Source organism: Flavobacterium sp. 9AF (genome assembly GCF_902506265.1).
In the GTDB taxonomy this organism is placed as follows: domain Bacteria; phylum Bacteroidota; class Bacteroidia; order Flavobacteriales; family Flavobacteriaceae; genus Flavobacterium.
Map to the genome: position 1 here is coordinate 315359 of NZ_LR733556.1, position 13187 is coordinate 328545.

At 31.3% G+C, this 13187-nt stretch carries 12 protein-coding genes; all 12 read right to left on the reverse strand.

Going from position 1 to position 13187, the window contains the following annotated elements; all coding sequences use genetic code 11:
• Positions 1-83: 83 nt before the first annotated feature.
• A complete protein-coding gene (locus HALO113_RS01545; RefSeq protein WP_159777347.1) occupies positions 84-1295 on the reverse strand; it encodes a hypothetical protein in 1212 nt (403 codons plus the stop codon).
• Positions 1270-3861, reverse strand: a complete 2592-nt coding sequence (locus HALO113_RS01550) for a ribosomal protein L7/L12 (protein WP_159777348.1) — start codon at positions 3859-3861, stop codon at positions 1270-1272. The genes HALO113_RS01545 and HALO113_RS01550 overlap by 26 nt, the downstream gene beginning before the upstream one ends.
• Positions 3862-3865: 4 nt before the next feature.
• The gene (locus HALO113_RS01555; protein WP_159777349.1) at positions 3866-4567 is read right to left on the reverse strand and encodes a hypothetical protein; all 702 of its coding nucleotides are present in this window, start codon (positions 4565-4567) and stop codon (positions 3866-3868) included.
• Positions 4567-5700, reverse strand: a complete 1134-nt coding sequence (locus HALO113_RS01560; protein ID WP_159777350.1) for an AAA family ATPase — start codon at positions 5698-5700, stop codon at positions 4567-4569. Before HALO113_RS01560 ends, HALO113_RS01555 begins: the two co-directional genes overlap by 1 nt.
• Before the next feature lie 17 nt (positions 5701-5717).
• Positions 5718-6344, reverse strand: coding sequence for a hypothetical protein (locus HALO113_RS01565; protein WP_159777351.1), 627 nt, complete (start codon positions 6342-6344; stop codon positions 5718-5720).
• A 27-nt stretch (positions 6345-6371) separates the two neighbouring features.
• Entirely contained in the window at positions 6372-6938 is a 567-nt protein-coding gene (locus HALO113_RS01570; protein WP_159777352.1) for a hypothetical protein, read from the reverse strand.
• 24 nt (positions 6939-6962) lie between these two features.
• Positions 6963-7466, reverse strand: a complete 504-nt coding sequence (locus HALO113_RS01575) for an endonuclease V (protein WP_159777353.1) — start codon at positions 7464-7466, stop codon at positions 6963-6965.
• Between the two features lie 174 nt (positions 7467-7640).
• A complete protein-coding gene (locus HALO113_RS01580; protein WP_159777354.1) occupies positions 7641-8189 on the reverse strand; it encodes a 3'-5' exonuclease in 549 nt (182 codons plus the stop codon).
• A gap of 156 nt (positions 8190-8345) precedes the next feature.
• A complete protein-coding gene (locus tag HALO113_RS01585; protein ID WP_159777355.1) occupies positions 8346-10589 on the reverse strand; it encodes a hypothetical protein in 2244 nt (747 codons plus the stop codon).
• A 490-nt stretch (positions 10590-11079) separates the two neighbouring features.
• Positions 11080-11523: a hypothetical protein gene (locus HALO113_RS01590; protein WP_159777356.1), complete on the reverse strand. Its 444-nt coding sequence runs from the start codon at positions 11521-11523 to the stop codon at positions 11080-11082.
• A gap of 544 nt (positions 11524-12067) precedes the next feature.
• A complete protein-coding gene (locus HALO113_RS01595) occupies positions 12068-12853 on the reverse strand; it encodes a hypothetical protein (RefSeq protein ID WP_159777357.1) in 786 nt (261 codons plus the stop codon).
• Positions 12854-12856: 3 nt separating this feature from the next.
• Positions 12857-13174: a hypothetical protein gene (locus tag HALO113_RS01600; protein WP_159777358.1), complete on the reverse strand. Its 318-nt coding sequence runs from the start codon at positions 13172-13174 to the stop codon at positions 12857-12859.
• Positions 13175-13187: the final 13 nt, after the last annotated feature.

Below are 13187 nucleotides of genomic sequence, written 5' to 3' on the forward strand. Positions count from 1 at the left end.
AGAATCCTGAAATTAAAGAATATATAATCTTGATTATAAGTATTATAAAGACAACCTCAATAACTTTTTTTTCAAAATTGTGTTTATTTTCCATCTTCATCTTTACTTTTAAATATTTCTTTTTCAACATTGAATAAACGATAAATTAATACCGAGATGAAAAGTAAAATCAATAATGAATGCCACTTTGTAAGTCCAAAATTAGAATACATAAAACTTATTAAATAATAGAGTGCTAGTAGTAAGATTAAAACCATTATAACTTTATTAATTGTTGAAGTTTTGCCTTTAAAATCAAATTTAGATTGCATCCACAAACGAATAATTCCCACACTACATATACCTATAAATAAAATAAGTACCAATAGGTTACCCAGCGAAGATCCTGAAAAGTCTTTTGTTATACTTTTTGAATCCAATATAGTATAATTAGTAAAACTCTTGATAAGACTAAACATAAAGAAAATACCTATAACTAATAAAAGTAGATTTAAAATTTTTGAACTTTTTTCACTAGCATTATGAGTAATAGGATTACCCGCATTGTCTGTCCACCCAAAAAAACGAGAAAAAGATTCTTTAAAACTACCTCCAAACTGAAATACTCCAGAATGATTTCCTCTAGCTGTTCCCAATGTATCTAATGGTAAAGCATATTTCATCGCAGCTTCTGGATTTTTATCCATAAACGCTAAAAACTTTTCCATTTCTTTTTTATTTCCAGCCATGAGTTTTTTCATATCAAAAGGCAAGCTTTCTAAATATTCTTGTTCAGATATTGGTTCTTCTAAGGCTTTTAAAATAGTTTCTTCATCATATTCTACATGAACTGATTGTAACTGCTTAGGTATAAAAACACTTGGATAAGGTGTTTTTAGTTTCACATTTATCTGACGAATAGGATTTAGAATTTTACCCCAATCAATCGCTTCTTCTAGTTCGATTAAACCCAATTCTGGATGTAAAAAATGGAAATTAGCTCCTAAAATCTTGTTTGCCTCTTCTTTATTTATAAAGGGAGTAATTGTTGTGAATTCTGGAATAAAAATCTTTTCTTCATAACATTGAACTCTCAAATGTGAATACGCTTTCTTAATTGCCTCAACAGGAAGTATTACCAAACACCCATAGAGTTCGTTTGCCTTTTTACCAGGTATCGAATAACACATATAATCAATTATAGTAATTTCCAAGATTTGCAATTGTTGCAACCATACTAGTGGATGATCTCCTTTGATCAGAATTCCTGAAAGAGGGTACAAATTTTTTCTACACGGTTGCAACGTTAGTTTCATAATCTATAATATGTTGGATAAACGGATTGTAATACTTTTCATGAAAATCTTCTGTTGGGATTGTCTTTAAATTACTTCCTTCTGGCAAAAAATAAGGATTTCCTGAAAATTCCTCATCTGTAGCCATAGCAGAAGGATAATTAGCTATAAAAGGAATATATATTTTTGGAATATGGGTATTACTGCTCTCTAATTCTAAAACACCATTATTACACTTGATGGTACTGCCATCTTTGGAGACAACATGTGTTTCTTTTATATAACATATAGCTCCTAAATTTTCAATATCAATTTTATATTTTAGTGCTTCTTCTTTAGTTATATTTTCAACGATGTTTCTGTATTCGTCATCAACTATCATTTTTGCCTCACTTAAAGAATAACCTAATTTTTCTTTCAAGTATTTTATAATATTAATATGATTACTCACAACTCTTTTTAATACTAATGAGACTCTATTCTCTAAAACTATATATTCGCTTCCTCCTAAACCCTTAATGTAATATTCTACAAAGGTATTGGAATGCAACTTGTATTTATTGTATTGGATAATTTTCTTTCTATCCACTTTATATGGATTAGCTTGCATGTTATCATTTAAAACTCGAACTATTTTCAAATTGTTAAATACAGTATATACCGTACTTCTTTGTTTAAAATTAGTTGTAAATTGATTCTTTTTTGAGAAATAATCTTTAAAATATTCCTTAACAGCTTCATGAGATGTTACTATGCAATCAAAATCATTTGTAATCTTATAGAAAAATTCACCATCCGAAAAATACACGTTTTGTTCTTTTGCAAAAAGTTTTAATTCTAATTCTGTATTAACCACTATCTCTTTACTAGTAAGTTTTTTTTCTTTTAAATTATAAAATGATAAAATTCTTTCCTTTTCTATCCAATTGGCTAATTGAAACATTCCATTTTGATCTTTAAAAAGCGCATATTGTCCTTTTACAAAAGGAATTTGACTCGCTATTATTTCAACACCTTTTTTTAGTGAATCTTCTTGAAAAACAAACAAGTTAGAATTGGTAAACATATAGTAAATCTCTTCATAATGAAATATCGAATTATAGTTTCTTTCTACTGGATACAAAAGCGGAATTTTACTAGTACTAGTTGTTTTTGTAAAGTTACGCTTTGGAATTGACTTAGGGAGATTACTCCATAATTCCTCTAATGGTAGTTGTATCTTTTTAACATGATTACGTGTTCTATTCTTTATCTTATAAATATCTATGGTTCCCAAAAAATCTGTTGTAATGACGAAGTTTATCTTGTCATACGCTTCATTCATAACATTTAAAAAAGGAACAGACTCATAACTTTCTGTAGTAGTTATAACAAATAATTCTACTTCATTAAAGGTTTGATATTCCGTGTCCAAAAAAGTTTGCAATCCTTCAGCACCATTTAAAACACTACTCAACTGATTTTGACTATGAATCACCTGAAGAATAGTATCTAATTTTATAGATAAAAAATCATTTCCAAAAGTATATACCACACATTCAATATCTGTCTTTGGATGTTTAGCAATGGCTAATGCTGTTGCCAAAGCTACTATTTTTGGGTTTCCCCAATTTTTTAACGAAACATCGAGCAACAAAACACGTACTTTTTTATTGTCTTGTGGAGGAATTTCCCGTTGAATGTATAAGGCTTCATTATTAGCTAAACGCGATAAAAAAACAAGATCATCATTGGCAAACTCAGACAATAATAGTCTATCAAAATCTCCTTTATTTGTTAAATCAGAAACACCCCCTAGAGGTTGTTGACTTGGTACATTATGATGAAAAGGAATATTTAATCCAGACCAGATGCGTTGTATTAAACTACCTATTTGAAACGTTTTTTCTTCTTGTATTAATTCTTCAATAAAATCAATCGTTTTATTTGATTGAACTGGTTGACTTACAACTTCTTCATCTATTTCTTCAATTTTTTCAGGTTCGGGTAAAACTGTTAAAGCTTTTAATAAAGATTCTTTGGTTGGAAACTTTTGCTTTAATAAAGCAATCGTCCTAAAATCTTTTATAAAATTGGCTTCGTTGAATGGAATTGATCCAATTATTTCTATATAATCACCTGTAATGGCTGCAAATTCACCAATTAGCTTCTTAGCTACTTCATTACCCACTCTATTATGGCATTTTTCAAAAATAGTTTTGAAAAGCAAAATACGATTGTCCCCTGTTTTATATTCCTCAGGTAAGCTCGCAAGTATCTTTAAAAAATCAAATGCAGCACCTGTTCGATACAAATTAGCATTAGGGAAAGAGGAAACGGTTTCTTTTGATTTTGCATAATCATATAATGAATTCAAAGTAGCTTCACTATTTGGATTCGTTGCCACAATAGCTAACAACAATGAACCAAAAGGCGGAATACAATCATCCGAAAGTAATTCTAAAACTTCTGTAACATATTCTTTATACGCTATCGATGTACCATCTAATGATTCAAAAATGTAACGAAAATTATCCGATTCGTCAAAATAGAAATTACATTTCCAAAAGTAGTCTTCGTATTGTTGAAAGTATTTTTTAAAATCCATTTTTTTATTCGTTTACCGTTAGTCGAAACGAACTAAGGGTTAAAGGTTTACATTCACTCAAAGGAATAGACAAATAACTATTGTTATTTTGAAACAAAAGCAGGCTATCATTATTAGGGTTGAGTTCCTTTTTTATAATTGGGAACAAAATTTCGAATTCCAAGGCATAGCCTGTTGGAAACAAACAATTGTCTTTTAACCAATAGGTTTGTCCTTGAATTGGTAATAAAGGCATTCCTAAAAACAAAATGCTGTCTTCAATAATTATCCATTTTAAGTTTTGCAAACGTACTTTAGGTAAAGCTTCAATATATTCTTTAATTTCTTCTATTTTGGTAATAAGACCAAAAGCTTCTTGCTCCACATTACTTTTTACTATCTTGATATCAATTTTATCATGAATACCAAAATAATTCATATTATATTTAGGCAAATCAATAGGCAATGCATTCAAAATAGGCATCCATAACAAAGCGGTAGGCAATTTTTTAGAGGGCACTAGTTTATCCTTACGAAACAACAATTGCTCCTTCAATTCATACACTATAATGTGTGGAATTTGTAGTAACACGGTATCGTTGATTTGTACAGCAGTAAAGTCTTTAATAAAAACTCTTTCTCCTTCAAAAGCCAATTTCAGGTTGTCCCAATGACGAATTGGAGCCAAATAGTCCAAATGACTTTTTTCTAATTCTACATAGTACATTATGCAAATGTTTTAAGCATTTTCTGCCACAATTGTTCAATTTCCTCTTGAATATACTTTTTTTGTTCTGGATTTTTAATCCAATCGCATCTTGTTTGTACGTAGCGCAATTTATCTTTTATAATATTCTGCTCTTCAAATGATAAAGTACCACTATTCCATTTTTCAGCTAAATATTTCACTTCTTTCATCACTTCTTCAGCATCAGGTACTTTATTGTACATGGCTTGAGGATGTGGCTTTTCACTGGAATCTTTTTCTATAACATGATTTACGATACCTTCTAAAACTTCCATTTGTTCTTCGGTATCCCAAATGTATTTTAATACCCATAAATCAGATAAAATAGCGGTATCTCTACCACAAATAAAAGCACTGGCTGCAATTAAATTTTGAATTTTAACCGCTCTACGATCGGAAACATTGATACCCGCATTACGCAAAGAGTGAATTAAATCGACATATTCTTTACGAATAGGAGCCAAATCTACTTTTCGAGTTGCTGCTTGCAATGCTCTTATCTCATCAGCTTTAATGGTTGGAGTTGTTTCAGCCGTTTTATTTTCTAATTTCCAACCCGCCAAAAGTACTTCGTTCAATAAATCAGGGTCCACATAATCACATTTCACGCGAATTAAAAAACGGTCTAACAAGGCATTTAACGCTTCATCTTCGGGCAACAAATTACTCGCTCCCACAAACATTAAGGCGGGTAATTTCTTTGTTTCTTTACCTCTACGGAATATTTTTTCGTTCAAAGCCATCAATAAACTATTCAAAATAGCCGAATTGGCATTGAAAATCTCATCTAAAAAAACCATAGACGCTTCTGGCATCATGGCTTCGGTATTGGTGACTAATTCACCATCTTTTAATTTTCGAATATCAAAAGGTCCAAAAATTTCATTAGGTTCTGTAAAACGAGTTAATAAATATTCGAAGTTTTTACCATCTTCGATACCATTTGATAAGGCTCTTACAACCGCACTCTTTGCAGTACCCGGGGGGCCTAACAAAAAAGCATTTTCTCTCGCCAATAAGCTAATACCTAGCAAATCGACAATTTCATTTTTACCAATGAAGGTTTCTTTTATATGTTTTAAAAGGGCGTTTAAAGTATCTAATGTGTTCATTTATATCTATAAATAATTTATAATTCGTTCCAAAAAATCGTTTTAAAATCGCCAAAATTGGCTAAAAGCAAAGGTTTAATTACTTCTAAATTGCCTCTGTTTTTATCTTTTTTTTCCACTACTCTATCTAAAAATAATTGGGTCATACAATCGTCTGATAAAACAACGCTATGATCCAAATTTTCTAAGTCCATATCATATCCTATTCCTGAATAGGAAAACTGTTTAAGCTTTTGTTCCAAGACAGGAAGAATCATATCATCTGCATCCATGTGTTGCAATTGCAAAAGCAATAGCGGCAAAAAGCGCAGACACAAATCGGCTGAAAGCATTGCTGATGGTGTAATGGCTTTGCCAAAGTCTGGAAATAACGCACTTATTTTACTAGCGGTATCTTCTCTATTTAAGACCAATTGCGTTGCGAAATAGACTATTTTACTTCCCCATAACGCAGCTGATTCATCAAAATCAGGAGCTTGAAAAGGATAATTGAGTTTTTCTTTTTCATATTCATCCCTTAGAAGTTCAATAACTTCCTGCTCTTCCTCCTTTGAAATATCCAACTTCTTATCATAGATAATCGCATGTTCTCGGGTTCGTAAATGATAAATAGTATCTAAAAAAGGTGTTTTTTTGTTAGTCATTGATTTTGTTTAATTTTTTGATACTTCTTATTTAAATAATGCAATCATTTCCTCATTCTTCGATTCATGAGAAAGTCTATTTCCTAATTTCCAAATCTCATTTTCCCAATGTTTCCAATTTTCACTATTAGGGTTATTCACAGTAATAAAAGTTTTAATATTTCTCGCAATTACTTCATAATCATAGGAAACCCCATCCAATGTTATTCCTTCATTAGCCTTGAATAATTCTAAATTTTGTATCTTATATATTGAATCTGTAAGATCATTTACTTGCTCTTCAAAATAGAACGCTCTAATCTCTCCTTTTTCATCATAAAGAAAAATACCTTGAACTAATTTTTCAGGATTTTTGATACTGCGAAAATGACTTTCTTCTAATTTTATAGTTATCAATCCACCCCAACCAACAAATGACCTACTTATTTTAGTAATCCAAATATAATCTATACTTATTTCATTATCTCTAAATCCTTTTTCATTTCTAATAACATGTCCTCCAGAATAAAGCGCTGTGAAACCTAATTTTATTGCTAAAGATTGCTTCAAAATTTCTCTAAATTTCAAATTTTCAAATTGTATTTCTTTTCTCATCTCTCTTCTATTCATAACAACTACTTAATCCTCCTTCGTTATTTGATCCATTAACTTTAATAAATAAGGCAAACGATAGTTTCCATACATATTTTTTACATGCATTGCCGCTACTTCTTTGTCTAAACCAATGGCAGAAACAAATAGCGGATTTTTACTTTCTCCTCGTAAGATTTCAACTACGGTATCTTTATTGCTTTGAAAGGAAGTTTTTGCAACTCCTATGATAGGAAACTTTTTATCCAATGCTTCATACAAATGTCCTCCAAGACCATATTTCCCTTCGTTATCCACATATATGTATCCATCAATAATTATGATTTCTATTGCATCTAATGAAACTGTTTGTAAAGCATTTAGAATACAAGGCAATTCTCTTTTGTAAAAAGAACCCGGTTCATACTCCATCACGTCTTTAGTAATATGAGTTACTACATTACTTGGGTTTTCACTTTGCCAATTTTCAAAAAATAGCAAAACAGTTTTGGCATAATCGGTTTTATAATGGACATCTATGGTAACAATCATTTTTCTAAGGGTTATAAAAGCAAATATAACAGAATTGCTTTTCTTTTATAGTTCTATTTCAAATTAATAATAGAAACCTTTACCAAAGAAAATCAAGTTAAAGACAACTTCAGTAAAGGCACATCAAGAGTATTTTTATTATAGTAAAACTAATCACTAAGGACTAAGAACTGATCACTCATTCTCAAGACACCAATGTAAAATTTTAGCAATATTCTTGGCATCATCTACACCTCTGTGGTGCGTACCTTCTAACGGAATATCTAAAATTTCCAATGCTCCGTTCATCCCAACTTTTTTATTCAGTCCTTTCACTTCACTAAACCATTCTTTTACGTTGATGTGATGACTTCCCATCGGGTAATTAATTTTCCTAAAAGAGCATTGTTTTTTCAGCATGTTCAAATCGTACTGACCGTAACTTGCCCAAGTGTATTGATCGGGTTGGTATTCCTGTTCCAGCATTTCAATAGCATCTTCAAAAGATATTCCATCCCTATCCAATAATTCTTGCGTAATCGTGGTGAGTTCTGTACAAAAAGGACTCACTTCTGAATGTTGGGGTTGTATTAAAATACCTTTGTTTTTTGTTATAGCACCTGTATGAATATCCAATTCACAAATGCCGATTTCAATGATTTCATTGACTTGCCCTTTAGGTACAGGACCATTCCAGCAAGTCGCTTCTAAATCGATTATAATTATTTTTTCTGTTGTTTTCATGTTCTAAATTTTAACTATTACAACTTATAATAGCTGCGATACATTTTATAATTAGAAGTATTACTTTTATTACTTCTTTAATTTCTATGTTGTTTTCCTCATTTCTCATTATTTCAAAGTTTTTAAAACCTCGAAAAATGAATTCCGAGGTTTTAATTAATCAATCAATAACTGAGTAACAGCTGCTGCATTGATTGCCCATTTTTGATCGTAAACTTCATCCGCTTCAGCTGTGTCAACAATTTGTAAATTTTGAGCTTTTGCTTTAATCGTTAACAAACTACCAATATTTAATTTACTCGATAATTTAGCTAGTAAAGCTTGTACTCCTTTATAATCCAAACCTTGAACAACCTGACCTCCAAACGTCATTTCTAACCAAACAATTTCTTTTTTAGTTACATCCAGTACACCAAAAACCAAACCTTTCGCTACATTTTGTGTTACTCGTACTTGGTGATCTACACAAGAAGCATCATAAGCTACACCTGAACGTTCTGAAATAGTCATTGGATATTTACTATTCATCCAACCTACAACTAGATTAGGTGTAATACTTCCATTGCTATAGGCATTACAAGTAAAGGTTACATATTTTGCTCCAGCTTGTGCCAATTCATTTACATTGATATTAATATATTCAGCTGTACCTATTTGATTTGGAATACTCCTGATATCTCCACTATGTTTGCAACCCGTTGCTTGTAATTGACTATAAGAACAAATCTCTGATTGATTTGCATACGCAATATGACAACTCAAATCCATATCCAAGTGTTGGGCTGGTAAACCTTGTCCCCATTGCATAAACAATCGTACTGTATTTCCTTCTATAGGGAAACGCGTTCCCATTAAGGCTACTGGCAAATCTTGAACTGTAGAACCTCTATCACCTATAGCTACAGGCATATTGAATAATTGTGGAGCAATGTAAATCGTTTTGTTCTCATTCTTTTGAGCCCCAAATCGTTTTTCCATTGCCAACAAACACAAATCTTCAATTTGATTTTGCATCGCTTGTAATTGGTCTTCATTGTATAAACCTAACAAACGGTTAGATGGAATTCTTTTGTTTATTCCTCCTAAAGGTTTTACGCTTCTATTCAGACTTTTGTCAAAATAGTTTTGTGCATACATGTTCAATGTAAATACTAATCGAGCAGGAACTTTATCAATTATTTTCTCAAAAGCGGCTATTGTTTCATTAGGTCCAAACCATAACATATTAGAGAACAATGAACGTGCAAACAAACCTGGTCTCTCTTGTAATAACGCAAATGTTTTATCTGCATTAGAACGCAAACGATAATAATTTACTCTTCCTTGCCATACTTCATACGTTTGATTATAAAATACATCTAACAATGTTTTTAATCCTTCAAAGCCTTTTCTTTTACTATATTCTGGTAAACGCAAAGCTCTAATAAAACGCACCCACATGGCTCTTTTTGGATGCATCATTTCACATGCTTTTTCTGCTTCTAATGGCAAATTATTCAACCAAGTCGCTACCATTAAACATTCCTTTCTCGAATATTTTAATTTCAAATCTATTGCTGTAATCAGTCTTGCCTTTGCACTATTATCTGCAGGAATAAAAAAATGTTGGTGATTGCTTGCAATTCTATTGATGATTGTTTTGGGTTCAATGATTTGCAATAAATTCGTTTTTTTATACCATAAATAACGTAAAATATCTGTAGGAGAACTGAAAAGCATACCCGCCATTTCTTCTTTATCTAAATCAATTAAAGTGTCTATTACTAGCATCAAGGTTTCTTTGATTCCAATAGTAACCTCTTTTGGTAGTGGTAAATAATTCAATAAAGTCTTTAAACTTTCAACCTGTGTAGCATCTAAAGCCGTTTTAGAGCCTAGCAGAGACTTATAAAAATCATTCAATTCCTTTTCAGTCCAAAGTTCCAAAACTTTTAATTTACTACCTTGACCTTCATATTTAGTCCCATCAAACTCAAACGGAGTACCACAATAAGGACAGCCATTATAACGCTCTAATGGAAACGTATTCGCAGGAATAATGTGTCCACATGCTAAAGTAGTTCCTTTATTGGTTTTAAAAACATTGGCAAAAAAAGTAGCAATATGATCGTACAATGATTCACCTGTTGGAACATCCCAATTTTTTACCAATGGTGTCCAATTTTTATTCACTCCTAAAACTTCTTGTATAACATCTTGAATTTCTAACTTATACTTTGGATGAACTGCATTAATAGCTTGTAAAGTGGTTTCTGAAAAAACAAAACCTAACTTGGCAACATTAGCTACTAAAACCGATGTGGGTCCAGTTAAAGTGGTTGTTTTTCCAGTGATGAACTCAGTAGGAATGTATATGGCGTTTTGACGCAAACTGATTTTTAATAATTCTTTTGTTTTCATTTTTATTTGTTTTAAAAATTTAGATAATGGTACTTCTATATTTAACCACAAATCTGAAGTAAGAAGTACTTGACCTTAATTCTAGAAGATAATGGACTAACTAGTTTGACAAATTTTAAGTTTGTAGTTGAAGTAAGCTAATTTTGACCTTCTATAGTGGAGCAGATGGGATTCGAACCCATGACCCTCGCATCCAAATAGTTGGAGTAAGTTTGAATTGACCAAAACACGAATTGAAAATGTACCAACATTTTTGGACTCGAACCAAGACTTCCGAAGAAGTCTAACCTGTTTGAAGTATGTTGGTATTGTCCAACTAGTTCTGATTTTTTGATAATTTTAAAACTAAACATTGCGATGCTCTATCCAACTGAGCTACTGCCCCAAAAGATAAATCAACTGATAATGGTAAAAGTGTACTTTCTGGAAAAAATTTGAAGTAACTTATACTTGACCTTGTTGATTCATTTTTAGTATTTATAAGAACGTTTTATTTTAAATCATTTGGATCAATACTTGTTCCAATCGTGTCGCATTTTTGTTTTAATTCTTCTCCTGTTAGTAAGCCAATTCTAAAGCATCTTAAAAGAAAAAAATAAGCCGTATTAACTAATTCTTTCCTCATATCATTTACTTCATGTTTGTGTTTAAGTACGGGCAAGTTTGGCTTTCCTGAACTAAACTCACATTTTCCATTACAAATGGGACAATATTCATGAATAATAGTGCCGTGGTCTTCAATCCATTTTTTTTGAGCATTATAAATATTATCAAATCGCATTTTGTATTCATCTATAACTTCTAGAGAGTTTATAACTTCATTAAGCCAAAAATCGATATTAGCGAACTGACCAACAACATGATGAGCATAGGAAGTTGTAAACCTTCTCAATTGTTCTTTTATTAAATTTGCTTTTTTTATTGTGTATATCATTATAACTTGTTTAATAGATTCTATTGCTTTACAAAGATTTTAAACATACTACGCAATTATTTTACGTATTATAAAATTTAATATAACTATTTATAAATCAATATTAAATTAAAACAATTTGCCTTTGCGTTAAAAGAACGGAAAAAGAAAGGTTATCTAAAGTGTTACAATGGTTGTCTATCTTTTGCAACAAAAGCTAAGGGTTGCAATTTGATTGAAAAGCAAAATAACAGTTATTTCAATGTTTACTTATTCAGGTCTTCTTGGTTAGTTTCTTTAATAAAGAAAGGGGTACAATTGCAAAAGCAAGTTGTTTTATAATAATTTAAAAGAACGTTTTATTTTCTGATACAAAGATTTTAACAGTATCGCGCAATTATTCTGCGTAGAATAGAAAATAAACTTATTTTTAATGATATCCTAGTTTACAAGCTATTGTAATCATTAATGAGACCCTTTACAGGATGACAAGATTGAGAATAAAATCTGCATGCTTATTTGAACGTAATAAAACTTTACAAAATCAATACAATCAATAATTAATTTAGCCATTAATAAATGCAATAACAGTATCCAGATAAGCTTCTCTAACCGCTTCAAATCGAGTGATGTTTGGAATATGATTTACTTCTAATAAATACTTCTTACCGTCTTTACCTATTATGTAGTCATTTCCAATCATATCCATTTGCATGGCTTTTTGAATGTGTAACGTATCTGCTAATAATTCAGCATCAATTGGCATAAAACCAGCACTCTCAGGATGAATGGATTTTAACCACGTTTCTCCTTCTAGTTTAATTTGCCAATGTTTATTGCCAATCACCATAATCCGAACCGCTTCCCCTTCATAATAAGGTTCAATAGTTGCAGTGTTTTCACATTCCCATTCCCCTGTAAAACGATGTTTGTTTTCGCCACAATGCCAATTACCCCACTTCGCAATCGTATCTTGAGCAGTGGTAACTGATGTTCTTGCGCTTACAAAACCTCGAGGTGCACTAAACTGTGTAAATGACATGGCTTTTACCAAACAAGGAATTTTCAAACGACAATCTAACATTCCCATTGCATTAGGAAAACAAGGTCCGTTCCAAATAGCTAAACCGGAAATAAAATCAAAATCATCATTATAAATACCATAATAGACCACCTTATCGACAGGTAACATACCTACTCCATTCGCTTTTTCCATATATAAGACTTGATCTTTTACTACAATTTTTGGAATAGCTTGATGCCAAATTATACCTCCTGTATAATTAGATCTTATTACTTCATATTCTAGCTGTTCGATGCCAATTAAGGCTATTCTATTATAGGTTTTCATAACTTATCGTTTTAATCGTTCTTGATGTGCTTTATCTCTTTGATCAATGGCTCCAAAAGGGCTTCCTTTGCAATAACCAATATTTACAAAACCATTTTCTTCTGTTATCAGAGATTCTTTTTTTGTCACTGCTCCTGTAAATTTTGAGCCATAGTTGCCTTCTATTTGACCTGTAGCAGGGTTTAAATCACCCCATTTAGGGGTTTTTCCATTATAAATGGGTTCAACAAAATAGATAATTCCTGTTATCCTCGATTTCATTAAAAATCTACCCGTTTCGTCTGTATTCGTTAAAAATCGTTTTAGTATATCTTGTCGCATTTTTTTATTTTTT